Source organism: Streptomyces sp. NPDC048483 (assembly GCF_040651455.1).
Taxonomy (GTDB): Bacteria; Actinomycetota; Actinomycetes; order Streptomycetales; family Streptomycetaceae; genus Streptomyces.
In genome coordinates this window covers 13,491-36,619 of the sequence record NZ_JBEZJZ010000052.1, presented here as the reverse complement: position 1 = coordinate 36,619, position 23,129 = coordinate 13,491, and the positions used below count along the sequence as shown (strand labels likewise).

Sequence of the window (23,129 nt, the reverse complement as noted above, 5' to 3'; positions counted from 1 at the left end):
GGTGCAGCGCTCATAGTGGTGCTGACCTGCTGAGACGGCGGTTGTGGCTTCCGTCGGCAGAATGTTGGTCCGCGCATGGTCCGGATCTTGGTGTCAGCCATCCGAATGCTGGAGTAGGGCTGTCGGTACCCCTCGAGAGGGCCCCCGGCGCTGAGGGATGCGGCCGCGTTCCTCGGTTGACTCGATGACGACCGCACCACTGCCCTTCGCGGTATCCGTCGCCTCGGTAGCCGAAGCGGGGAAGGTCGCCGTGCCGGACGTGAGGGTCCTTGGATAGCTCTCCGCATGGCTCTCGATCGCGAAGTGCGACTTGAAGGCGAGCCACCAGCCGGTCTCCACCCATGCCAGGTTCAGCCCGGCGTCTGCGTCCGCGCCGTAGGGCCTTGCCATGCCGGCTGAGCAGCGCACGTTGCTGCCAGCAGCCTCTGCACGGCGAGGCGATTGCGGAACCACATGGCACAGGTTGTCGATGGCGTCTTGTGCGGTCTAGCCCCAATGCTGGTGATTTAGGCCGTGTTCCGCCGTGTGATGGTGACCGTGGTTGTGGCGGGTGGTGGCCAGTTGTGGTGTTCGGTTCGTTTGAGGGGCCAGTTGGACATCTTGCGTTTGATCACGCGGGGGCAGGTGCGGTGACGTCGTCGGGGCAGCAGGCGTTGGCCGATCTCAGCCAGGGTGCGGGTCAGCGCGCGGTGAGTCTGGTGGGGGGAAAACGCCGCCTGGGCGGGGACCTGGCGGCGCACGATCCGCAGGGATCGGGTGAAGGAGATGCGGTCGGGATCGACGTCGTGGTCCAGGGCGGCCTGGTGCATCAGCTGCCGGATGGCGTGGTGGACGAGCAGGAAGCCGTAGACCTCCTGCTCCACGCCCCACGGGTACTGCGAGCGCAGGATGAGTTTCGGGCCGCGCTGGTGGGTCTTGATCTCGTCGAAGGTCGTCTCGATCTCCCACCGCTGGGCATACAGCGCGGCCAGGTCGGCGGCCGGGGCGGCGTCGGGGGCGAGGATCGTGGTGATCAGCCGGTGGACCTCCCCGCCGCTGCGGGGGCCGAGCGTGTACTCGATCACGCGGACGGGCACTGGGTGGGCGCGGCGCTTGCGATCGGCGTCGGCGACGACCGCGCTGAGGTAGGAGCCGTCCGACAAGTGCCCGCAGGTTGAAGATGACCCTCTCGGTCGAGAAGACCCACATCACCCACATCGACGACGGCTTCGTCTTCCTGGGCTTCCACATCCAGCGAAGGCCCTTCGGCGACGGCCGTCGCGTCGTGCTCACCATTCCGTCCAAGCCCGCCTTGGCGTCGGTGATGCACAAGATCAAGAAACTGACGGGGCGAAGCACGACGTCGCTCTCGTTGGAGGAGGTGCTGTGGTCGGTCAACCCGGTCCTTCGGGGCTGGGCTGCCTATTTCCGCTACGGCGCATCGAAGAGAACGTTCTCCTACCTCGGCTGGTACGCGTGGTGGAGGCTGATCCTCTGGATTCGCTACAAGCACCCCCACCTGACCTGGAAACAGTTACGCCGCCGCTACTACGGGGCGGACCGCATCACCGAGGGCGGGATCGTCCTCTACAACCCGGCGAAGATGCGGGTCCAGCGTTACACGTTTCGTGGAGCGCAGATCAGCACGCCTTACAACATCGACGAGGTCGATCCCGACGGAGCACGGTTCCGCCGGACGAATCATGACGATGTGGCCTTCGTCGGGCAGGTCAGCGAATACCTCGCCTGATCCAACGGATCACGTGGAGAGCCGGATGCTCGGCCAACGGGCACGTCCGGTTCGGCGGGCGGGGACGGGAAAACCGGCACTGGAAACAGTGCACGGCGTCTCGTCCCCGACCCAACACATGGAACTCGACCGCCGCGGCGCTGAGCTTCTCTTCCAGGTCCTGACCGAACGGGAGGAGAAGAACAGCGTCGCCATCGCCTCGAACGAGTCCTTCGGCAAAGCGCACATGTTCCGGCGAACCCGTGCCAGGTGGTGCCGAAACTTCACGGGTTCAAGCGGAGGGAGAGATGGTCGTGGTCACAGCGTCGGGTGTCGGCGTACATCTGAACGCGGCCGGTCAGATACAGCCATACGTCCCCTGCCCCGAAGGTGGTCAAGTGCAGACTGACGAGCCGCGGCCGCCGGATCTCTCAGGGAGCGGGGCGTGACGGGCCGTCAAGAGAGCACCCTACGCTTCAGCGCGTCACAGAGAGGCTGGCGTACGCCCGATGAAGTCCCGTGCGGTACGGGTGAGGTGGGCCTGGTCGGCGAAGCCTGCGGTGGCTGCGGCCAGGGCGGCAGTCGAGCCCGGCAGGTCGGCGATCGCGGTGCGGAGCCGGCCCCATCGGCGCAAGCGCGCAAGCGTAATGCCCACGTCCTGCCGGACCAGGGCGCGCAGCCGCGGGGCTGACAGACCGACCTCGACGGCGATGGAGGGGATGGGCATGTCCGGATCGCGCAACGTACACAGGTGGACAGCGTGAGCGACTCTCGGATCGAGTAGGGATGGGCGCCCAGCGAGTGTCCGCAGCTCGGCGTATGCGGCGGCCAAGTCCACGCAAGTGCCGGGGCCGTCGGAATCGGTGGTGCCGAGCGCAGCGAGCACGCGGCGCACCTCGCCTGCACCGAGCCGTATCGGCCCCGGGCAGGAGGGCAGCAACCAGGAGTCGACGAACAGGGCGATGTAGGGAGAGGTCGCCGCACAGCTGTGGGCCAGCTGGGGCGGAACGATCAGCCCGGGCGCCGCCACCATGGGCCGTCCCGGCTGGAGGAGTTCGGCGTGGCCGCCGATCGGCAGCACGGCTTTCCACGCGGGCAGCCGGTGTTGGGCGACGTGGAACGGGCGGGACTCGGCGAACATCGTCGTCTCGGGGCCGGGGGCGAAGACGATGCGGCGATCGTTTTGTTCAAGTGCCCAGGCACGAGGTGAGCGGATCATCGTGCCATGCACGCTATCGCTTCCGTTGCCTTGGCGGTGTTCCTGGTCGTCACGGGGGTCGCACATTTTCTGGCCCCCGGCTACTTCCGCATGCTGGTACCCGCATGGCTCCGCCGGGAGCGGCTCCTGGTTGCCGTCAGTGGGGTGGCGGAGGTCATGGTGGGTGCGCTGGTGCTGGCTCCGTGCGACAGGTGGGCCGGGGGCTGGGCCGCCGCCCTGCTGATCACCTGTTACTTGGTGTCCCACGTGGACGCGCTGCGCCGCGCGCGCCCGGACCGGCCCCGGCTGCTGGAGCGGCCGGTCGGTGCGGTGGCTCGGCTGGTGGTGAACGTCCTGTACATCGTCTGGGCGGTTGCCGTGGCCAGATCCGCGGCCTGACGCCGATGCGCGGCGGCCGATTGTCCGAGGTGGCGCCGAAGCCGCCCGTAGTCACAGAGGAAGTCATGCCATGAGTCATCGCCTCGTCGTCGTGGGCGCCGGTTACGCCGGCCTGTTGGCGGCCAAGCGCCTCGCCCGCAAGCTGCGCCATAGTGATGTCACCATCACGCTGGTCAACGCCTCGGACCGGTTCATCGAACGGGTCCGGCTCCATCAGCTGGCCGCCGGGCAGCGATTGGCGGCGCTGTCGTTGCGTCAACAGCTCAGCGGTACATCGGTCCAGCTGGTCGTCGGACGCGTGACCGCGATCGATACCACTGGCCGGGCCGTGTGTATAGACACCGTGCCCCGAGTGATCGGCTACGACACCCTGGTGTATGCGGTGGGCAGCCGGGCGCGGCTCGACGATGTCCCGGGAGCAGTAGAGCACGCGTACACTGTCGCCGATCCTGAGCAGGCGACACGGTTGCGGTACAGGGTTGCCGAGATTGCGTCAGGCGGCACTGTTGCGGTGGTTGGCGCAGGGCTGACCGGGCTGGAAACGGCCTCGGAACTGGCCGAGAGTTACCCCGAACTGCGAGTCCAGCTGTTCACCGGTGCCGATGACGTGGGGTCCGGGCTCGCGCCGCGTGCCCGGACCCACCTGCGGCGCGTTCTCGACCGGCTGGGCGTTTCGGTTCATCCGAAGACCCTTGTCGCGGCGGTGCGGGAGGACGGCTTGGACACCCGCGGCGGCGCGTCGTTCGCCGCTGACGCCGTCGTGTGGACCACCGGGTTCCAGGTGCCGGAGCTGGCCCGCGCGGCAGGATTCGCGACGGATGAGAGCGGCCGGATGCTCGTCGACGCCACCCTTCGCTCGATCTCGCACCCTGCGGTGTACGCCGTCGGCGACGCGGCTGCCGGGGTGTCGGTGGGCGGAGCTCCGAGTCGAATGTCCTGCCAGGCAGCCCTGCCCATGGGCAGGGGTGTTGCCGACGTCGTTGCAGCTCGGCTGACGGGCCGGGAACCCGGGCCCGTTCGGATCGGCTACACCTTCACCAACATCAGCCTCGGCCGGCGTGACGGTGTCGTCCAGTTCACCCACGCCGACGACCGCCCGCGCAGGCTCGTCCTGACAGGACGAGCCGGGGCGGCCTTCAAGGAGGCTGTCGTGCGAAGCACAGTGCGGTCCGGGCCGCGTGGTGAGCCGAGGAGTGACGAGTCGGATTCCTGAACCAATCCGCCTACCGCAGTGACGATGTTGTGACCTCACGAGGACCGCTGAGGAACGCGTACCAGCACCTGGGGACGTTCACCTGTACGCAGCTGGGGAGCCCAGGCCGTACGCCGACATCGGGTATCAGCGCGATCAGCTGTTGAGACCAGCAGTCCGATTGCTGGGTGGCGATCTCGGCTCTGCAGGCATCGCAGACGAGGTTGGGGCCGTCCAGGCCGTCGAGTCCGCAGCATCCATTGAGGCGCCCACGCTCAGGGTGTCTGGCTACTCCCGAGAGATCGTCGGGGTTGAGGACGAGCACGCCGTTGTGAGGGCTGACCGCATACGACCCGCGCGGCATCAGCGATGGCAGGAACCTGTGTCCCGAGGCTTCCTCTGTGACCGGCGGGGGCATCGGTGCTTCCCGGAGGTCGGGGCTGATTTGCTGCTGACATTTCATGCAGGAGAAGACGGTCATGCCCGTAATTCTGTCCGGCCTCCGGGACAGTCTCTCGTCATTTCCTGTTGGTCTCCGAAGCCGGAAGGCGTCCTTCGTCGACGTGGTCGGCGAGATAGATCATTGTGGCCTGCGGGTCCATGCCGAACGCGGCGGCGACGAGCTTGGGATCCATGGTGTTCACAAGGTCGACGAGACGGGTGCTGCGGATCATGCGGGGCGGGAACCCGCAGTCGTCAAGGACGTGGGAGAGATAGGCAGTTGAGGCCGGGCTCCGCCCGGCCTTCGTTCCTTTGGTGACCATCACGTGCAGGTTGTCGGTCCGCCAACCATCGCGATGGGCCAGGCAGCGCTGCAGTGTCATCCAGGAGGCTGGATCCAGCGGAGTGGGATGGGGCCGCTTGCCGAGGCGGACCGCCTGGGCCTGGTGATCCACGTCGGTAATCTGCAGCAGCCGGACCTCCGAGCTGGAGGCTCCGTGCAGCAGGGCAAGCGCGCCCACCAGGGCCTCGTGCGGGTGCACGCGCTCGTCGGTGGTCCAGCGGCGGAAGAGCTCGCGCTGTTCGTCGAGGGTGAGCGTCCTGCCGCGGAAGTTGTTCGGCTCCTTCGCGGTCAGGGTCCGGGTCGGATCGACCAGCACGATGTGCTGGGTGCGAGCGAAGCGGAAGAACTGCCGCAGCACGATCAGCCGGCGCTTGCGGGCCTTGGGCAAGGTGGCCAGGAAGGCTTCGATGTCGTGCACGTCCACCAGGGCCCAGTCGTCCTTCCCCCGGTGCGTCACGAGGAAGAGCGCGAGGTCACGCATGGTGGCCAGGGCGGTTTCCAGGGTGTGATCGCTGCGAGGCCGGGTGCCAGCCCGGCGGGCCCGGTCCTGGGCCCGCATCCGAGAGGCGTCGAAGGCAACGACGGACTGCTGCAGCGGCTCGGGAACCGCATCGAGACGGCGCTTTCGTCGACTGGCGGCGAGCCGTTCGGCCTGGTCGGTGGGCAGGGCCAGGCCGCGGAGGGTGAAGAAGTCCTCGAGCGAGCGGGCGAAGGAGCCCATCGACCGTCCGGGCCTGCGGGACCGCTCCAGCAGGGCCCGGGGTGAGTTGGAGTGCTCGTCCTCCAGGAGACGGCCCAGGTCGGTGACGAAGCCGCAGGCCCTGGAGACGCAGTGGCGGGCCGCGACGTGGGCGACGAAAGCGGCCAGCCACTCCGGCGGATCGGTCAGCCGGTCGTGGAGGTGTTCGCCTCGGAGGAATGGACGGCTGGGGTGTTTTTGCCAGCAAGCCGAGCACAGGCCCAGTCCTGCATGGCGCCGCAACTGCCCGCATCCACGGCAGGTCCGCGGCGCCTGCTTCGACGATCCTGGATGAGAACAGGGACCGCACCAGCCGGTTTCCTCGCGCAGATAGCCCGGCTTGCCGCAGCGGGGACACAGCTGCTGGGCCGCCAGCCGCCGAGCCTTGTTCCGGCAGTCGCGGCACAGACGGTTCTGCGCGGACCGGACCCGGTGGCCACATTGTTCGCAGACCCGTGAACAGAGCAAACATCGGCCGGTGTCCTCCTGGAGTACGCGGTCACGGCCGCAGGAAGGACAGCTCGCTTTCGCGGCCTGTTCCTTGATCTGGCGCCAGCACCGGCAGCAGTGTGGTCGGTCGAGATAGCCGACTGGGGCACCGCAGGAGATGCAGTCGCGTTGCTTCTTGCCCATCGCGGCCGCCCGTCACAGGGGCGGCATCGACCGGCCCCGGGAGGAGGCGGCCTTCGGGAGGTCGGCCACGGGCCGGGGCGGGGCGATCGGCCGCTCGACTGGGGTGGTGTCAACCTCGATGAGGTCGTTGGGGGTGCACTCCAGCGCGGTGCACAAGGCTGCCAGAGTGGTCATCTTCACCTGCGAGGGCTCCTTGGTGAACAGCGCGGAGACCGATGCGGAGGACAGCTCCAGGCCAGCCTTCTCGTCCAGCAGCCGCCGCAGCTCGGTGCCGGTCCACACCTCGCGCTGGGCGGCAGCCATCCGCAGCCGCCATTGGATCTTCATGCGATGGTGTCCTTCCCGGTCAGCTCGGCCAGGGTGCTGGCCACTGCCCGCTGATAGGCGTCCTCGATGAACGTCGTGGAGGGCCGGACGTATCGCATGGTCGAGCTGACTGTCCAGTGCCCCAACATCTGCTGGATCGCCACGAGGTCGACGCCGCGTTCGTAGTTGTGGGTCGCGCACGCCCGCCGCAGGGCATGAGGGCTGAACCGGTCAGCCGATGGTCGTCCTTCGAGTTCCATGAGATACCGCAGCCGGTTGCGGATGGTCCCGCGGTGGAGGTTGCCGCCGGACTCGTCTGCGAACAGCACGGGCGAGTCGGGGAACTTGGGCCGTACGTCTTCCAGGAACCACCGCAGCACCAGGTCGAGGCCGTCGAGCATAGGTACCCAGCGTGGTCGCGGTCCGGAGGTGTGGGCACCCTTGCCGAAGCGGACGTGGAGCTTGCCGAACGGGCCGCGGGAGAAGTGGAGGTCTGGCCGCTCCAGCAGCGATGCCTCCTCCGAGCGGAGTCCGGCGTGATACAGCGTCCGGAACATCGCATAGTCCCGGGCTGCGGGTCCGTACTTCCGAGCGGTCGCGATCCGCTGCTTCATGAAGTCGAAGAACTCACCCACTCGTTCCGGTGTCGGCGGCGGCAGCAGGGCCGGGGAGTCGTCGCCGACATGCCGGGAGGCGTTGAACTCGTCGACCGGGCAGACCAGCCGGACACCGAACGCGGCCTCGATCTCGACCGCCTTGCGGGCCTGCAGGAACCGGTGAAAGCCCTTGAAGATCTGCACATACTCGCGCCGGGTCGAGGTCTTGCGGCCCTGGAGTGCCAGATCACCGACCACACGGTCGATGTCCTCCGGCGTCACCTCCCACGCGGGCCGTCCCAGTGCCTTGAGCGTCCGCTCCAGCAGTCCGACGTCGTTGTCGATGGTCACCGGGCTGAACCCGCGGGCCCGCCAAGAGGCCACGAACGCGTCGACGCATGCGATCTGGAACTGCCATGGGTCGGTGACCAGTGGTTCCTGCGGGACAGCCCCGCCTGTGATGACCTGCAGTCTCGCCTCGGCCACCGGCACACCTTCCTCGCACCTGAACGGTCAAGGCAGCACCTCGAAAACAGGGGTACTGCCACGAGAACCAACGAGGACAGCAAAAGGCGGATACGGCCAGGTGGCAGCGGCAACTCTTGTGAGGGAACAAGTGCCAGCCCCAGATGGCTGGACGAAGACGTTCACGGATCCCCGGCTTTGCGCGGCCATCGTCGACCGCCTCACTTTCAACGGCACCATCATCGAGACCGGCACCGACTCCTACCGTCTCGCCACCACCCGCGCACGAGCCGAACAACCGGCTCAGGTCAGCTGACCGCCGCAGGAGCATCTGACGGAACCCACCCCCGTTTTGGGGCGGGCTGTTCCTGGGAAACCGTGAACGGCACGGGTGGTTCAGGCACCGAACAAGAGCCCTTCTGCGATGAGCAGCCTCCGCACCTCTGCCAGGGACGCGGCACGTATGTGTGCATGCCGAAGGGCTTCTTCCGGGTGGGTCGTTGTGAGGCCGACCACGATGCAGCCAGCCGCCACCGCCGCGGATATCCCCGCAGGTGCATCTTCAACGACAAGACAGGCTGACGGTTCGATCCCAAGCCGGGACGCAGCCAGAGAGAAGCAGTCCGGCGCGGGTTTCGCGTGTTCTACGTCGCTGCCATAGATCTGCACATCGGGGAGAGGCAGATCTGCTGCGGCAAAGCGCTCGTGGACAGAGGCTCGGTCACCGGACGTCACGATTGCCCAAGGGCTGCCGGACAGCGCCTCCAGCAGGCCAGCGGCCCCTTCAACCGGCGGAAACCCGTTCTTCTCTCGCACCAAGAGCTGGTCCAGAACCAGCCGTTCGACAACTGGGTCGAGGTGGGCAGCCGCGTCCTTGACTGTGTCCTCGGGGCGCCGCCCAAAGGTCAGGTTCCAGACCACCTCAGGGTCCAGCCCTCGTGCCAGTGACCAAGTAGTCCAGACGCTCCGGTGAGCGGCCGTGGAGTCCAACAGGACCCCGTCAACGTCGAAGAGCACAGCAGCGATCGTCATGCCGGAATGATCCCAAGCAATCACTGGGGTGACTTCATTTCCCGTGAACATGCCTGAGCTCAGTGATCATCTACTGCCGCCCGAACTCATCGACAAACGCTGTCGCTGGAAGTGAACGAAGCCAATCGCCTACGGTCACTGACCGAATCAGAACTATTCGCCTGGGTCAGGTGACGGGGAGTCAGATAGCGTGACGGGGCAGGCACGACTGCTGATGTGAAGTAAGTGAACGTCGTCATCATCCACCGCTCCAGCGCGAGACGGAGGAGTCATGGCCGCCATAGGCGATCGAGACCCCGCCCCTGGCCAGTCAATGGTCCCCATGCACTGCCTGAGCTTCACCGAGCCCGGCCCGCCCCGGCTCAGCACACTGCCCAACGGCACGCCGGTCTGGATGGTGAGCCGGCACCGCGACGTGTGGCAGGTGCTGACCGACCCCCGATTCACCCGCTCACTGCTGTACGCGCCGGACGCCCCGCCTCTGGCTCCCACAGCCAACCGGGGGGACCCCGCTCTGCTGTTCAACCAGGACAGCCCGGAGCACCACCGGCTGCGCCGCACCGTGCAGCGGGCATTCACCCACGGGCCATCGAACGCTGGCGCCCACCCCACGAAGTCGACGGCTGGGGCTACTCCGCGCAGTGGTGGCACCCCCCCCGGCGGCAACGGCAAGGACTACAGGACCGTCGTGGTGAAGCTCAGCGATTACGGGGACCAGCAAGACGAACAGGAGACCTTCGACGTCCTGCACGCCATCGCCCAGTCCGGCTGACCTGCGCCTGCCTTCCTGCCAGGGGTACCCCCACACCTATCTGCGCGAGTTCATAGTCGGCCGGAAACCGGGTCCCCCAGATCTCCTCGACTGCACTCCAGTCGATCCGCTCATCAACGCCATGCGTGGTTGGGACGACCTGCTCAAGCGTCGCTATCCGGGGGGCCCGCCCACGTCCACTCCTTCACGTTCATCTTCGAGAAGCCACAACTTACGCGATCGCGCTCCTCGCAGAAGGGGAAGGGCCGACGCCGCACGAACCTCAACCCGGCGAACCCACCGGGTTACAGCACTACCCGGGTGACCGAGGGCGTACGACCCGGCCGGCTGCGACTTTCTGCAGCAGGCCGTAGGCCAGGACGGGAAGCAGGAGATGAGGCCGGTCGGGAAGTGCGGTGGTGATGAGGACGGCGCCGGCGCTGCTGTTGTTCATGCCGCAGGCAAGGGTGACGGACGATCCTTCGGACGCCCCCAGACCGAGGAGACGCGAGGTGGCCCAGCCCAGCGTGAAGGACAGCACACAGACCGTGGAGGCGACCGCCACGGCCGCTGCCAGCAGCAAGGGGCGGGGATGGGCGATGAAGGTGCCCAGGGCGCCGCTGGCATTGAGGTAGGTCAACACCAGGGAGCCCCACAGGGCCGAGTGCCGAGCGAGGGGCAGTAGCGGGTGCAGCCCGCGGCGTGGCAGGAGCAATCGGCACAACAGTCCCGCGCCGCACGGCAGCAGGACGGAAGTGAACGCGAAGCCGTAGCCGGTGCCGTGCACGGCCAGGGCCAGTGTCCCCGGGTAGTCGCCGCTGAGCAGGGGAGACAGGACGCTGACACTCAGGGGGATGGTGAAGGGGCTGATGAGCGTGGAGGCGAGCACGAGCCCCACCATGACCGGTTGGTCGCCGTGGCCGTTGCCGGTCCAGACCGTGGCGCCGGCCGCCACGGGCATCGCGACGATCAGGATCATCGCTGCGGTCAGGCCGCTGCCGCCGTCGGCGTCGGGAGAGCGGTGCAGCGCGAACACGATCACCGGAATGACCAGCAGCGGGGTGACCACGTGCAGGGCGAGCCCCGTCAGCAGGGTGACGGGCCTCCGCAGGAGTCGGCCCAGGTCCTGGGCCGGTACCTGCAGACCGGCTGTGAACAGCACCAGCCACAGGAGTAAGGACGGCACGTGTACGCGCAGTTCACCAGTGGGCAGAGGGACGGTGTGCGGGTGCCGGAGGTACAGGCCGGGAGCGGGCACACCGGCGGCCGCGAGATAGGCAACGGCGACGGCTCGCCCCAGGTGTCGGCGCAGCCACGTGGTCCTGCGCGGCGGCATCGGTTGTGCGGGCGGCGGAGTGCTCATGCGGACGGCGCTCTTTCGTCGGAGGTACGAGGCTGAGGTCGAGCGCCGGTATCGCGAGCGGGAGCGCAGAGCACAGGTCAGGGAAGGGGAGGCACATGGGATGCATGATCCGGCGTGCGCGGCCGCCCCGTGGGTGCCACGACGCCGCGCTCAGGATGTGTTCAGGTAGTGCCTGGCAGGGTCGGGCGCCATGACACCAGAGATCTCCGAAACCACCGGGACCCCGGAAACGTACGCCCCCTCCGGCCCGGCTTCCCACCGTAGGCGCCGATGGAACAAGGTCCCCGAAGTCACCGCGTACTTCTGGGTGATCAAGGTGCTGTGCACCACGGTCGGCGAGACCGCGGCCGACCTGTTGAACGAGAAGCTGGGCCTGGGCCTGACCGGTGTGTCGCTGCTGATGAGCGTGCTGCTGGCGGCGGTACTTGCGGCGCAGTTCCGCACCCGGGCCTACCGGCCCGGCGTGTACTGGCTCGCGGTGGCGCTGATCAGCGTGGTCGGCACGCTGATCAGCGACAACCTCACCGACAACCTGGGCGTGCCCCTGGAGACCAGCACCACCGTGTTCGCCGTCGCCCTCGCGGTGGTCTTCGTCGCCTGGTACCGCAGCGAGCGGACCCTGTCCATCCACCACGTCGACACCGTGCGCCGGGAGACCTTCTACTGGCTGGCCGTGCTGTTCACCTTCGCCCTGGGCACCGCCGCCGGTGACCTGGTCGCCGAGCGCATGGACCTCGGCTACTGGATCTCGGCCGGCCTGTTCGCCCTGGCGATCGCCGCGGTCGCGGTGGCGCACTTCCCCCTCGGTCTGAACGCGGTGTGGAGCTTCTGGATCGCGTACGTGCTGACCAGGCCGCTGGGCGCGTCGGTCGGTGACTACCTGTCCCAGCCGACCGCCGACGGCGGGCTCGGTCTGGGCACCGTCGTGACCAGCGTGCTGTTCCTGGCGGTCATCCTCGGACTGGTCGTCTTCCTGATGGTGACACGGCGGGACGTCACCGAGGGGGACCGGGTCGCCCCACAGGTGGCGGGCTGACGTGTGAAGGCGCCGAACGCGGCACCTGCACCTTCGAGGCCACCACCGGGGCATCCACCGGGTCATCCCGGGGGCAGGCTCACCACGAACGTGGCTCCGGGCGCGTGCCTGGTGCGGTAGGTCACCTCACCGCCGGCGGAGCGGGCCAGGCGTCGCGCGAGCGGCAGCCCCAAGCCCGCTCCGCCGTGTCCGTCCTCCGGGTCGGCGCGCCTGCCCGGTTGGAACAGGTCCGCGAGGAAGGAGTCCGGGACGCCGGAGCCGTCGTCGACGACCTCCACGCGTACGTGGCCAGCCTGCTGGGAGGCCCGGAGACCGATGTGCGTGCGGGCGTGGCGGAGGGCGTTGTCGGTAAGGGGGCTGACGATGCGTTCCAACAGGGCGGCGGGCACTCCGGCCACCAGAGTGTCCGGGCCGGTGACCGTGACGGCGACCTTCCCGGGGGCGCGGAGCCGGTCCGTGAGTTGGCGCAGTACGGGCATGACGTCCGTCGTGCCGGGAGCGGTGTCCGAGGTGGCGCGCGCGTCGTCCAGGAGGGTGTCGCAGATCGTGCGCATGGACTGGGCGGCGTCGCCGAGGGCCGCATGTGTGGCCAGGGTGTCGGCGGCCGATCGGGGGCGCGCCTGCCACCAGTCGAGTTCGGCGATGATCCGCGCCAGAGGTGTGCGCAGCTCGTGGGACAGCTCCCGGGTGAGCTGCTGTTCGTGGCGCAGCATGGCACGGATGCGGTCCAGCAGCTCGTCCAGGGAGGCGCCGAGCCGCGCGAGTTCGGTGGGGCGGGCCGTGCCGCCGAAGCGTTCGTCCGAGCCGACGGCGCTCCACTGCGCGGCCTGGTCCGTCATGGCCCGTACGGGACGCAGCGCGCGCCCCACCGCGAGCCTGGTCAAAGCGTAGGTGCACAGGAGGACGGCCCCGTCCAGGGCCAGCGAGGCGCCCAACAGCGTGTCGGCCGAGGAGCGGTAGGGGGAGAGGTCCAGTGCGGCGACCACGGCAGCGCGGGGTGCCGAACCGGCCGGGTGGTCATCCGCCGGTTCGGAGCACAGGCGTATGGGGTGGCTGCCCTCCTGAGTGGTGCACCGCCGGCCGCTCTGTGCGGCGATCCGAGTGGCGGTGCGTGTGAGACGGTCGCCGACCGGGGAGGACGCCGGATGTTCGAGCAGCCGGGGTCCCGCGTAGACCCATACGTTGCTGTCCAGAAGGGCGTCGTCCGGCGTCTCCAGCACCCGTACGGGAACGTGGTGGGTGTCGACGGTCGCGGCGACGGCAGCGGCCCGGGTGCGCAGCTCGTCGTCCGCCTGCCGCTGAAGATGGTGGCGGACGACGGTGTGGAACACGACGGTGAGGATCACCATCAGCAGCGCTGCCGTGGCGAGCGCCACCAGGGACAGCCGGCCGCGCAGCGTGCCGGGCCGGGCCGGGAGCCTGCGGAGCGATGCACGGAGGGTGCGGAGCGGCAGCGTGGTCATGACAGTCGGTGTCCGATCCCGCGTGCGGTGCTGATCGTCAGCTCGCTGCCTGCCTCCCGCAGCTTGCGCCGCAGTCGGCTCACGTACTGGTCGAGCGTGTTGTCACTGACCTGGGCGCCCTCGGGCCAGCCCGCTCTGACCAGGTCGCGCCTGCTGACGATGTCTCCGGTGGCGGCCATGAACCTGGCCAGCAGCCGGAACTCCGTCGGTGTCAGGGCGACTTGGCCGCCCCGTACGGTGCAGCTGTACCCCACCGGGTCCAGGACCACGTCTCCGGTCGCCGCCGGTGCGGCGGGCCCGGACCGCTTGAGTGCCGCCCGCAGCCGGGCGACGAGCTCCGCCAGATGGAACGGCTTGGGCACATAGTCATCGCCTCCGGCGGAGAACCCGCTGAGGCGGTTCGTGAGCCCGCGCTGAGCGGTCAGGAAGAGGACGGGAGAGACGAACCCGTTGGCCCGCATGGCCTGGCAGACGTCGCGTCCGTCGGCGTCCGGCAGGCCCACATCCAGCACCACCCCGTCGACGGCGTCACGGACCAGGCGCAGGGCCGTCGCACCGTCCTGTGCGGGCACCGGCTCGAAGCCCTCGTCGCGCAGGCCACGAAGCAGCACGTCCCGCAGGGCGTGATCGTCCTCGACGACCAGGATCCTCTGACCCGACATCCGGCCCCTCACTCGCTCTCGCGTCCGGTCTGGTGATCCTCAAGATCCGTTGTGTCCGTCACTTCGGGTGCTCTTCCAGGGAGCCTGCGGGCGGCGACACAGGCACACATCCCGAACCAGGCCATGGCGAAGAGCCAGCCGCCCACGACGTCGCTGAACCAGTGGACCCCGAGGTAGACGCGCGTCAGTCCGACGGCCATGCCCCAGCAGCCGACCGCGAGGGCGAGGAGCGTGCGGCCGGGAGGCGAGCGAAGCAGCACCGCGGTGACGAGCAGTGCGGCCGTGATGGCTGCCGTGGTGGCGTGACCGGAGGGGTAGGACCAGCCGGACGCGTGCGTCGCCCAGTCCTGGACCGGCGGACGCGCGCGGGCCAGCAGATGCATCACGGCGTACCGCAGCGCCTGGCCCGCCCCCAGGCAGAACAGACTTGCGGCGGCGGCGACCAGGCGCTGTCGTGCGGTGCGCCCGGCGACGGCCCCGGCCAGCACGGCCAGGGCGTAGGGAACCACGCCCGTCCCGGTCGCGGTGGCTCCGCGCGCGACGGCCACCGCGACGTCCGGGCGGTGCGCGACGGACCAGGAGAGCAGGCGTACGTCCACGGAGAGCGGGGCGTCATGACGGCCGGCCGTGATCAGTGTCAGGAGCACGAACCCGGCCAGCGCACCGAGGCTGACGGAAGCGGTCGGCCCGCGGACCCCGCTGAGCCCCGAACGGCAGCGCGCGATGAGGGCCACAGGGCGGTTCATGACGTGGTGAGCAGCGGACGCAGCCGTGTGGCCGCGAGCCGGCGTGCCGCGGCCTCCCGCCGTCTGCGCAACGACTCGCTCAGGACCAGCGCGACCAGGGCACCGACGAGAACCCCGGCCACGACGTCGTGCGGATAGTGGACGCCTACCCATACGCGCGAGGCCGCCATCGCGCCGGCGGCCACTGCCGCGGCGGCCCCCAGCCGGCGCGAGACGTACAGCAGCACCACCGCCGACGCGGCGGCCACGGCGGCGTGGTTGCTGGGAAAGGACCAGTCGCCCGGCGCCGGGCACGCCTCCAGCGTCACCAGCCGCAGACTCCGGCAGGGCCGGTCCTCGCGCACCACCAGCTTCAGCGCGTCATTCACCGCGTAGGCCACGACAACGGTCAACGGTCCGGCCAGCGCGACCAGCGCCGCCGGGGCGCTCTCCCGCCGTGTCTGCCACCAGGCCACGACCATGAGCACGGCAAACACCGCGAGCCCGTATGTCGACCAGGCCGCCACGAGGCCGTCCAGCCAGGCGGGCGAGCCATGGGCGAGGGTCACGATGCCCCGGTAGGCGGAGCCGTCGATCAGGGATCCGTCGAAGGCGGGCGTCACCGGCCCGTTCCGTTCTGCGGTGCCACCGCACTCCTGCGAGAGCGCCGGAACTCGACGGCGAGCGGGATCAGCGACAGGACGACGATCACGGCTACGACGGGCAGCACGTAGTGGTCGACGTTCGGAATGGACGACCCCAGTGCGTAGCCTCCCAGCGTCAGACCCACGGTCCACAGCAGACCACCGATCACCTGCCACACCGTGAAGGTTCGAGCGGGTACGTGCAAGGCACCCGCCATGGGGTTCAGCACCGTGCGCACCACTGGGACGAACCGGGCCAGCACGATCGCCTTCGCGTAGCCGTACCGCTTCAGAAGCGTCTCGGCTCGCTGCGCCCCTTCGTGCAGGCGGGTCGAGCGGCTGCGGGCGAGCAGTGCGCCGCCGGCCTTGCGGCCGATCAGGTATCCGCACTGCGAGCCGGCGAGTGCGCCCACCGCGGCGGCGGCCAGGAGCCACGGCAGGGACAGCTTCAGGCCGGTTTCCGAGGTGCCGGCGCAGAGGAGTCCCGCGGTGAACAGCAAGGAGTCACCGGGCAGGAAGAAGCCGACCAGCAGGCCCGTTTCGGCGAACATCACGACGCCGACCCCCAGCACACCGAAGGCGGTCACCAGGGACTGGGCGTCAAGGACGTTGACGGCGAGCAGCGGCGCCGCGGCGAACAAGGGTGCGGACAATGTCGCGAGCCCTTTCATAATGGGCGGGCGGGCGCGCCGGACACGGCACCCCGAGTGACTACAATCCAGTAGACGGTCTACTGCACTGTAGACGATGGCGGGGTGAGGAACGATCCATGAGCAATGCGAAGGACGAGCGCCGGCCGGCGGGCGAACTCGAAGCAGCTGTCCTGGCCGCACTGTGGGCCGCACCCGGTGCCCTGACGCCGGCCGAGGTGCAGGCCGGTCTCGCCCTCGACCTGGCCCGGACAACGGTGACGACGACTCTGAGCCGGATGCACGAGAAGGGCATCGTCGGCCGTCGACGGCAGGGGCGCGGCTACGCGTACTTTCCCGTTCAGGACGCCCCTGGCCTGACCGCCATGCGGATGCACGGTGAGCTCGACCGGGATGCCGATCGCGAGACGGTCCTGGCCCGATTCGTCGCCCGTCTCGGCCCTGACGACGAGCGGCTTCTGCGGGATCTGCTGGAGTCGGGGAACGAATGATCGCCGAGCTGCTGGTCCCCTTGCTGGTTCCCTTCGTGGTGCCCGCCTTGGCGGAGCGTTGCGTGCAGCGCCTTGCCCCCGTCACCGCGCTATGGCTGCTGACCCTCACGGCGATCCTGCTGGCCGGCAGCTCGTTGGTGGCGCTGGGCTCGCTGGTCTTGACCGGTCTGCTGAAACTGCCCGTCCTCGCGATGCTCGGCGAGCTGATTCACCCCTTGCACACCGCGTCGGACTTCCTTGTCCTGCCCGCCGCTACTGCGGCCGTCGGCGCGCTCAGCATCAGTGCCTGGACGCTGACGCGTTCGGCCCTGCGCCAGATCCGTGCGCTGCGTACCGCGCACAGGCAAGCCGACAGCCGCCGTACCGCGGGCGACCTGTGCGTCATCGACTCGCCGTATCCGGACGCTTACGCCCTGCCCGGCCGGCCGAGCCGCATCGTCGTCACCACCGCAATGATCCGCAGCCTCGATCCGGCCGAACGTGAGGCACTCTTCGCTCACGAGCGCGCCCACAACGCGGGCCGCCACCACTACTTCCTTGCCACTGCCGAACTCGCCGCGCAGTGCCACCCCGGCCTGCGCCCGGCCCGCGCCGCCATCCGCCTCGCCGCGGAACGCGCCGCCGACGAAGCCGCCGCCGCTGCTGTCGGCGACCGGCGCCTGGCAGCACGTGCCATCGCCCGCGCCGCGCTGGCCACCGATGCCCGCCGCTCCGAACGGCCGATCGTCACCCCGGCGGCGACGACCGGCCCCGTCCCCCAACGGGTCACGGCCCTGCTCGCCGGTCCCAGAACCCGGACTCGTCGAACGGCCCCCTGGATCGCCCTGCTCCTCGCCGCCTGCGCGGCCACCTCTGCCTGCACCTCCGCAACCGGAGCGATCGCCTTCCACCACGAGATCGAGGTCGCCCAGGGCGAAGCACCACGCTGACTCGCCCTGCACGCGGTGAACAACTCCGCCATGTGTGACGTCGCCGCCAGTGGGACCGGTTCAGGGCATGTGCGGCTGGGTCGTTGTGGGGCTTGGGTCGGGGAAGCAGAACATCCAGGAGTCGCCGGGCCTTTGCCACGGTGACAGGGACGGAGCTGGTGGTGTCGTTTCTGCTACCCCCTTTTCGGTTGTGCGGGTTGCGAGGGCGGGCCGGAAGGCGTGGGCGAGCATGGCCAGAGTGATGTGCCGGTACCAGCCGGGATAGCGGCGGACCTCGTGCTGCTCCAGGCCGCACTCGTTCTTGGCCGCCTGGAAGGCTCCTCGATTTCGGCACGGCCAGGACGTAGCCGACACCGGCCTCCGCCAGGGTGCGGCGCATACGCCATCCCTGGCTGTAGGCACAGTCGCCGGTCACCCAGGCGATGGGCAGGGGCGAGGCCAGGGCCCGCAGGATCATCGCCCGGGCCGGCTCACCTTGGTCGCAAACCCGCGGCTCTCGGGAATACCTGCCGCGCGGCACCGGTCCGCTTCACCCGTCCAGGACTTCGGCAGGTACAACTCCCGGTCCACCAGCGCCCGCCCCTTGGCCGTGAACCCCGAGCGCGTCGCCCTGATCCAGCGGGTCACATGGGCCTACCTTCGCCATGCACTCGGCATCGAGGATGCCAGCTGGACGGCAGTGCAGAGGGCTCTTTCGGAGAGTGCCGCCCCCATGGGTCGGATCGAATCCAAGTGAAGCTCTGGGAAGCGGACTACCTCCGAGGCGGTCGGAGCCCTTGGAGAGGCGTTAGCCGTCCAGCGACGGCGTCTCGGACACGGGTGCGCGAGCTTGGCCGTCTTCGTGGGCAGCGGTCCGGCCTCGCCGCGCAGAGAGAATGAGGCGGTCCGATCGGAGTCATAGGAGGTGACTCCAACCGGACCGCCTTCGACCGCACGTGTATTGCCCTGGAGCGTTGTTCACTCGGCTGATGGGTGGGTGGCCTGCGAGTGCGGTGTGGCAGCGGTGGTGGTTGTAGGTGTGGAGGAAGTCCGGCAGGGCTGCTGTGCGTTCGTCGTTGCTGGTGTAGGGCCGGATGTAGGCCCACTCGTCGGCCAGGGTGCGGTGGAAGCGTTCGACTTTGCCATTGGTCTGTGGCCGGTAGGCACGGGTGAGCTTGCCTCTCGCGCCGAGACGGGCCAGGGCGTCGCTGTCGAAAAAGGGCTCGTGGTGCGCACGCTGTCGACCGACCGGGCGCCTCGCGGTTCGCCGGGCAGGACACGCCCTTCGCGTAGCGGTCAGGCACCTCCTGGGTCCCGCTGCGTGCCGGATTCGTTGAGCGCCCGCAGGCCGTGGATGAGCAGGTGCAGGCCGAATTCGAAGTGGGCTGTGAAGTCGGTGCTGGTGAGGGTGGGCAGCGCGGCGACGAGGTGGGGGAACGGCCCGGCCTCCACAGCCTGACGCAGGTGTTCTGGGTCTGCGGCCCCTTCGTCGCCGGGCTGGAGGGCGGCCTGTTCCTCCAGGGTGTGGCCGACCGTGAAGTTGGCCACCGCCATCAGGGTGCGAGCCGCGTCCTCGTCGGTGAAGCCCGCCTCGCGCAGCACGCCGATCACGGCGTCGGCGAAGTGCAGGGTGTTCGCACCCGTCGAGTGCGTACCGGCGAATACGCGGGCGCCGTCGCGGTGGGTGAGCAGGGCCGTGCGCATCGCTCGGGCCAGGCCGGCCAGCCGCTCGCTCCAGTCGCCGTCCTCGCGGGGTGTGGAGATGTCGGTCAGCATCCGTTCGGCCATCGCGGTCAGCAGGTCCTGCTTGGTGGCGAAGTGGCGGTAGAGCGCCCCGGCCTGCACGCCCAAAGCGTCGGCCAGGCGGCGCATGGTCAGGTCGTCGAGGCCGTGGGAGTCCAGCAGTTCCAGGGCTGTGTCGACGGTGCGTGACCGGTTGAGCCGGGCAGGTCTGCCTCGGTTGGGGGTTGACGCGGGGTTCATGGGCCTCACTATAGTGAACAGCGTTCACGTGAACGATGTTCACTAAACCGAAGGGTCATGCCTGTGCATGCCGATGTGATCGTCGTGGGTGCCGGACCGACCGGCCTGATGCTCGCCTGCGAGCTGGCGCTGGCCGGCGTACGGACCCGGATCCTCGAGCGGCGCACCGAGCCGCAGCAACACTCCCGTGCATCGACCCTGCACCCGCGCAGCGTGGAGCTGATGGACCTGCGCGGCCTCGCGCCCCGTTTCCTCGCGCTCGGCAGGACGGTGCCCGGCTGGCACTTCGCGGGCCTGGACACCCGGCTCGACTTCTCGGCGCTCGACAGCCGGCACGGCTACACCCTGTTCCTGCCCCAGGCGCGCACCGAACTGCTGCTTCAGGGGCGGGCGTTGGAGCTCGGTGTGGAGATCAGTCGCGGCTACGAGAGCACCGGTCTCTGCCAGGACGCGGACGGCGTCGAGGTGCAGGTCCGCGGACCGGGCGGCGGCGCCGAGGCTTTGCGCGCGCGGTATGTCGTCGGGTGCGACGGCGGTCGCAGCGGGGTGCGCGAGGCCGCCGGTATCGCCTGCCCGGGTGCGGGGGAGACCTTGACCGGGGTGCTCGGGGACTTCGCGGTGGTCGATGCCGATCCGGCCGCGCTCGACCGGGCGCGGGCGCGCGGCGTGCTGGTCGCGCCCTTGGACGGCGGGCTGACACGCTTGGTGTATCTGGATCCGGAACGGATGCGTACACCGAGCAAAGTGCCGGTGCCCTTGGAGGAGTTCCGTACGTCGCTGACCCGGATCTGCGGCTCCGACTGCGGGGTCACCGAGCCGCGGTGGCTGTCGCGCTTCGGCAACGCGACGCGCCTGGCGGAGAGTTACCGTCGTGGCCGCGTCCTGTTGGCGGGCGATGCCGCCCACATCCACTTCCCGGCGGCCGGGCAGGGGCTGAACACCGGTCTCCAGGACGCCATGAACCTGGGGTGGAAGCTGGCCGCCGAGATCAACGGCTGGGCGCCGCCCGGCCTGCTGGACAGCTACGACGCCGAGCGGCGCCCGGTCGGGCGGGCCGTCACCGAGAACACCGAAGTCCAGACCCTACTCGCGGAGTTGACGCTCGTCCCGCAGTACCACCGCCCCGCCGCCGCCCTGCGCGGCCTGCTGAACGAACTGCTGGGCATCGCGGAGGTCAATCGCCGGCTCGCCGGCCAGATTTCCGCGCTCGCCACCGGCTACCCGGCCACTGATGCCCACGCCGACCCGTTGGTGGGCCGGCGGATGCCCGACATCGGACTCACCGACGCCGCATCGGCGGCGACACGGGTCTACGAGCTGTTCTCCCCGGACACTTCGTCCTGCTCGACCTCGCCGGAGACGCCGGCTTGGGGCAGACCGCCAATGCCGAGTGGGGCTCGCGGGTCACCGCCGTCACCCTCGCCAAGCACGACGAGCATCCCGCACTCGACGGGGTCACCGAGGTGCTTGTCCGCCCCGACGGGCACATCGCCTGGGCCACTCGCAGCACCGAGGCGGGCGCCCGGTGCGCCGAGCGGGTCACCGCCCTCGCCGCCTGGGCTGGCGCACCGCAGGGAACGGTCACCCGGTGACCGTGACCCGTCTCAACCCCCCGGGCGTGCACAACCCGTCCGGCGACCTCACCCAGGTGGTCACCGTCGAAGGCGTACGGCTGGTACAGCTGTCCGGCCAGGTCGCCTGGGGCCTTGACCCTGGCTTTTGGACACCAGAGACACTTGGATCTTGATGGTCCGGGTGGACAGGAGTCCTGCACAGATGGCTATGAAGCACTACCCCTCCGAGTTCAAGGCCGAGTCGGTCGCGGACGAACCCGAACTCCACCCAGTCGGCCGGAGCCAGCAGCGCCACCACCGAGAGCCGCGCCGGAACATGCAGGAACTCATCGAAGTCGGGATCCATCAGCCGTGGCCGTTCCTGCAGATGATCCCCTTGACGACCGGGCGCAGCGCGTACGAGCCGACCACGTACGCCAGGGTAGTGACGGCTGCGGCGAGCGTGTGCCGCGCCGGCAGGCCGAGGTAGTAGGCGACGATCGCTATCGTCCAAAAGAGCGTGACAACAGGGACCCCCATTGCCACATAGAACAGCATCTCCCGACGTTCACACCTCCTGCGGACGGGGCCCGGCGCAGCTGCACGAACAGCCCTCCCAGGACCAGTCCGTTCCCCACCAGGAGGGCGACGGTGCTCCAACGGCTCGGCAGATCGAAGGACACGCACACGGCGAATACCCCCAGCGCCGAAATGAGCACGTAGGGACGGGAGTAGGCGTGGCGCATGTATTCGTCACGCGTCTGCTCCTGGCGGTGGTGTATGGCGTTGAGGGCGGTCTGGGCGTCGTAATACTCCAGTGGTAGATCGTGATCTTGACGACCGGACGGCTTGCTGGCGGTGTAGCTCGTCGCGAATCAGCTGCAGGTAGGGCCGGGGCCGAGGGCGGGGCCAACGAGACGCAGCACCACTCTGGAGATCGGGCGGCGCTCAGTCCGTGTCGGATCCGGTCTTCCACGCGAGGCGGAGCTGCTCTGCGGCATCGGTGGCTTGGCGAAGACCCGCCTGGTAGGCCGGCTCCCAGGTGGTCCGGTCGTTCAGGTCTGAGCCGAATGCGCGTATTGATGCCGGATCGGGCTCGATGGTCACCACTGTGTGTGCCCCGGCGACCGCCAGCTCCTGGTGGAGCAACTCGCGGGGAAACAGGTGCGCTTGTGGGTCGATCACGACGAGCGTGCGGGCTCCGGCCGCGAGTCCGGCGTTGGTTGCCGACCGCAGGGAGCCGTCCATGTATCGGCGGCCGTTGATGGTGATCGGTGGGTAGATACCTGGGAAGGCCGTGCTTGCCGCCACGGCGGAGGGCAGCGGTGCGCCACTGGCACGGTCGAAGACCTCCTGCTCGCCGGTCTCAGCGTCCAGCACAGTAATGAGCAGCTTCCGGTCCGGCCATTGGTCTGCGCCGGCCATGGCGCGCATCCGGGCGATATGTGCCTGCTCGGGGCCGGTCTCGGCAGCGAGCGCGATCTGGCCCACTCGGCGCCGCGCCTCGGCTGGGTTCGAGGCGGCATTGCCGAGCACGGCGAACGCCTCGCCCAGCCGGCGCCCGTCCACCTGGGGCGGGGTGCCGTCGGAGTCGGCGGGGCGCACGGGGGTGGCGAGCCGGCCGGGTTCCTGACCGGTGGCCAGCACTGCGCCGATGATCGCGCCAGTCGACGTGCCGACGATCAGATCGGCCTTGCTGAGATCCACTCTGCCGCGGCGCAGTCCGCAGGCCAGTCCGGCCATCCAGGCCGCACCAACGGGGCCTCCGGCGCCCAGCGCGAGTGCCCGCTCGAGTGTGTACATGACTGTCTCCTTCCCATTGTTGAAACAGTCGTACCATATACTGAT

General features: G+C 69.1%; 22 protein-coding genes and 5 pseudogenes. 10 read left to right on the top strand and 17 right to left on the bottom strand.

The features are described from left to right. Positions 1-506: 506 nt before the first annotated feature. Positions 507-1,142, bottom strand: coding sequence for a transposase (locus AB0D04_RS24495; protein WP_362707018.1), 636 nt, complete (start codon positions 1,140-1,142; stop codon positions 507-509). A 17-nt stretch (positions 1,143-1,159) separates the two neighbouring features. Here AB0D04_RS24495 and AB0D04_RS24490 point away from each other — a divergent pair, with 17 nt between their 5' ends. Together AB0D04_RS24490 and AB0D04_RS24485 are read left to right on the top strand one after the other, a co-directional pair. Continuing rightward, on the top strand, positions 1,160-1,729 hold the full coding sequence (locus AB0D04_RS24490) for a group II intron maturase-specific domain-containing protein (protein WP_362707015.1): 570 nt from the start codon (positions 1,160-1,162) through the stop codon (positions 1,727-1,729). 115 nt (positions 1,730-1,844) lie between these two features. After that, positions 1,845-1,943: pseudogene (locus tag AB0D04_RS24485) on the top strand (AAA family ATPase); the annotation flags it as partial. 249 nt (positions 1,944-2,192) lie between these two features. Here AB0D04_RS24485 and AB0D04_RS24480 read toward each other — a convergent pair. After that, positions 2,193-2,927 carry a helix-turn-helix domain-containing protein gene (locus AB0D04_RS24480; protein WP_362707012.1) on the bottom strand — a complete coding sequence of 245 codons (735 nt, stop codon included), beginning with the start codon at positions 2,925-2,927 and terminating at the stop codon, positions 2,193-2,195. A 6-nt stretch (positions 2,928-2,933) separates the two neighbouring features. Here AB0D04_RS24480 and AB0D04_RS24475 point away from each other — a divergent pair, with 6 nt between their 5' ends. Both AB0D04_RS24475 and AB0D04_RS24470 read left to right on the top strand, forming a co-directional pair. Beyond that, positions 2,934-3,305 carry a hypothetical protein gene (locus AB0D04_RS24475; protein WP_362707009.1) on the top strand — a complete coding sequence of 124 codons (372 nt, stop codon included), beginning with the start codon at positions 2,934-2,936 and terminating at the stop codon, positions 3,303-3,305. A gap of 70 nt (positions 3,306-3,375) precedes the next feature. Further along, complete coding sequence (locus tag AB0D04_RS24470; protein ID WP_362707007.1) at positions 3,376-4,518, top strand: FAD-dependent oxidoreductase; 1,143 nt, start codon at positions 3,376-3,378, stop codon at positions 4,516-4,518. 497 nt (positions 4,519-5,015) lie between these two features. Here AB0D04_RS24470 and AB0D04_RS24465 read toward each other — a convergent pair whose 3' ends face one another. The 3 genes from AB0D04_RS24465 to AB0D04_RS24455 form a co-directional block, all read right to left on the bottom strand. Continuing rightward, positions 5,016-6,263 (bottom strand): integrase, encoded by a 1,248-nt coding sequence (locus AB0D04_RS24465; protein WP_362707004.1) that lies wholly within the window; start codon positions 6,261-6,263, stop codon positions 5,016-5,018. Between the two features lie 402 nt (positions 6,264-6,665). Then, positions 6,666-6,980 carry a helix-turn-helix transcriptional regulator gene (locus AB0D04_RS24460; RefSeq protein ID WP_362707001.1) on the bottom strand — a complete coding sequence of 105 codons (315 nt, stop codon included), beginning with the start codon at positions 6,978-6,980 and terminating at the stop codon, positions 6,666-6,668. Next, a complete protein-coding gene (locus AB0D04_RS24455; RefSeq protein ID WP_362706998.1) occupies positions 6,977-8,041 on the bottom strand; it encodes a tyrosine-type recombinase/integrase in 1,065 nt (354 codons plus the stop codon). The genes AB0D04_RS24460 and AB0D04_RS24455 overlap by 4 nt, the downstream gene beginning before the upstream one ends. A 145-nt stretch (positions 8,042-8,186) precedes the next feature. On the opposite strand from AB0D04_RS24455, the pseudogene AB0D04_RS24450 reads away from it, so the two are divergent. Further along, positions 8,187-8,336 (top strand): annotated as a pseudogene (locus tag AB0D04_RS24450) (ATP-binding protein); the annotation flags it as partial. A gap of 80 nt (positions 8,337-8,416) precedes the next feature. Here the strand turns inward: AB0D04_RS24450 and AB0D04_RS24445 are convergent. Further along, the gene (locus AB0D04_RS24445) at positions 8,417-9,052 is read right to left on the bottom strand and encodes an HAD-IA family hydrolase (RefSeq protein WP_362706995.1); all 636 of its coding nucleotides are present in this window, start codon (positions 9,050-9,052) and stop codon (positions 8,417-8,419) included. Positions 9,053-9,374: 322 nt separating this feature from the next. Between AB0D04_RS24445 and AB0D04_RS24440 the strand changes: the two genes are divergently transcribed. Continuing rightward, on the top strand, positions 9,375-9,824 hold the full coding sequence (locus AB0D04_RS24440; protein ID WP_362706992.1) for a hypothetical protein: 450 nt from the start codon (positions 9,375-9,377) through the stop codon (positions 9,822-9,824). Between the two features lie 292 nt (positions 9,825-10,116). Here the strand turns inward: AB0D04_RS24440 and AB0D04_RS24435 are convergent, their stop codons facing one another. Further along, entirely contained in the window at positions 10,117-11,166 is a 1,050-nt protein-coding gene (locus AB0D04_RS24435) for a bile acid:sodium symporter (RefSeq protein WP_362706989.1), read from the bottom strand. A 190-nt stretch (positions 11,167-11,356) separates the two neighbouring features. Here AB0D04_RS24435 and AB0D04_RS24430 point away from each other — a divergent pair, with 190 nt between their 5' ends. Continuing rightward, the gene (locus AB0D04_RS24430; protein ID WP_362706987.1) at positions 11,357-12,202 is read left to right on the top strand and encodes a hypothetical protein; all 846 of its coding nucleotides are present in this window, start codon (positions 11,357-11,359) and stop codon (positions 12,200-12,202) included. 62 nt (positions 12,203-12,264) lie between these two features. On the opposite strand, the gene AB0D04_RS24425 is transcribed toward AB0D04_RS24430, so the two are convergent. From AB0D04_RS24425 to AB0D04_RS24405, 5 genes are read right to left on the bottom strand one after another with little or no spacing between them, the layout of a single operon-like run. Continuing rightward, positions 12,265-13,665, bottom strand: coding sequence for a HAMP domain-containing sensor histidine kinase (locus tag AB0D04_RS24425; RefSeq protein ID WP_362706985.1), 1,401 nt, complete (start codon positions 13,663-13,665; stop codon positions 12,265-12,267). Further along, entirely contained in the window at positions 13,662-14,327 is a 666-nt protein-coding gene (locus tag AB0D04_RS24420; RefSeq protein WP_362706982.1) for a response regulator transcription factor, read from the bottom strand. Before AB0D04_RS24420 ends, AB0D04_RS24425 begins: the two co-directional genes overlap by 4 nt. Positions 14,328-14,335: 8 nt before the next feature. Beyond that, positions 14,336-15,073: a phosphatase PAP2 family protein gene (locus AB0D04_RS24415; RefSeq protein WP_362706980.1), complete on the bottom strand. Its 738-nt coding sequence runs from the start codon at positions 15,071-15,073 to the stop codon at positions 14,336-14,338. Further along, positions 15,070-15,675, bottom strand: a complete 606-nt coding sequence (locus tag AB0D04_RS24410; RefSeq protein WP_362706978.1) for a phosphatase PAP2 family protein — start codon at positions 15,673-15,675, stop codon at positions 15,070-15,072. Before AB0D04_RS24410 ends, AB0D04_RS24415 begins: the two co-directional genes overlap by 4 nt. Then, positions 15,672-16,367: a DedA family protein gene (locus AB0D04_RS24405; protein WP_362706976.1), complete on the bottom strand. Its 696-nt coding sequence runs from the start codon at positions 16,365-16,367 to the stop codon at positions 15,672-15,674. Before AB0D04_RS24405 ends, AB0D04_RS24410 begins: the two co-directional genes overlap by 4 nt. 98 nt (positions 16,368-16,465) lie before the next feature. On the opposite strand from AB0D04_RS24405, the gene AB0D04_RS24400 reads away from it, so the two are divergent. Continuing rightward, entirely contained in the window at positions 16,466-16,837 is a 372-nt protein-coding gene (locus tag AB0D04_RS24400) for a BlaI/MecI/CopY family transcriptional regulator (RefSeq protein ID WP_362706974.1), read from the top strand. Continuing rightward, positions 16,834-17,766, top strand: coding sequence for a M48 family metalloprotease (locus AB0D04_RS24395; RefSeq protein WP_362706972.1), 933 nt, complete (start codon positions 16,834-16,836; stop codon positions 17,764-17,766). Before AB0D04_RS24400 ends, AB0D04_RS24395 begins: the two co-directional genes overlap by 4 nt. 895 nt (positions 17,767-18,661) lie before the next feature. Here AB0D04_RS24395 and AB0D04_RS24390 read toward each other — a convergent pair. After that, positions 18,662-18,922: pseudogene (locus tag AB0D04_RS24390) on the bottom strand (integrase core domain-containing protein); the annotation flags it as partial. Positions 18,923-19,041: 119 nt separating this feature from the next. After that, positions 19,042-19,728, bottom strand: coding sequence for a TetR/AcrR family transcriptional regulator (locus AB0D04_RS24385; protein ID WP_362706969.1), 687 nt, complete (start codon positions 19,726-19,728; stop codon positions 19,042-19,044). A 63-nt stretch (positions 19,729-19,791) separates the two neighbouring features. Between AB0D04_RS24385 and AB0D04_RS24380 the strand changes: the two are divergent. After that, positions 19,792-21,320, top strand: a pseudogene (locus tag AB0D04_RS24380) (monooxygenase). Positions 21,321-21,540: 220 nt separating this feature from the next. Here AB0D04_RS24380 and AB0D04_RS24375 read toward each other — a convergent pair. The 3 genes and pseudogenes from AB0D04_RS24375 to AB0D04_RS24365 form a co-directional block, all read right to left on the bottom strand. Then, positions 21,541-21,648 (bottom strand): annotated as a pseudogene (locus AB0D04_RS24375) (transcriptional regulator); the annotation flags it as partial. Next, entirely contained in the window at positions 21,648-21,839 is a 192-nt protein-coding gene (locus tag AB0D04_RS24370) for a hypothetical protein (RefSeq protein ID WP_362706966.1), read from the bottom strand. The gene AB0D04_RS24370 and the pseudogene AB0D04_RS24375, both read right to left, overlap by 1 nt. A 390-nt stretch (positions 21,840-22,229) precedes the next feature. Beyond that, entirely contained in the window at positions 22,230-23,084 is an 855-nt protein-coding gene (locus AB0D04_RS24365) for a patatin-like phospholipase family protein (protein ID WP_362706963.1), read from the bottom strand. Between the last annotated feature and the right edge of the window lie 45 nt (positions 23,085-23,129).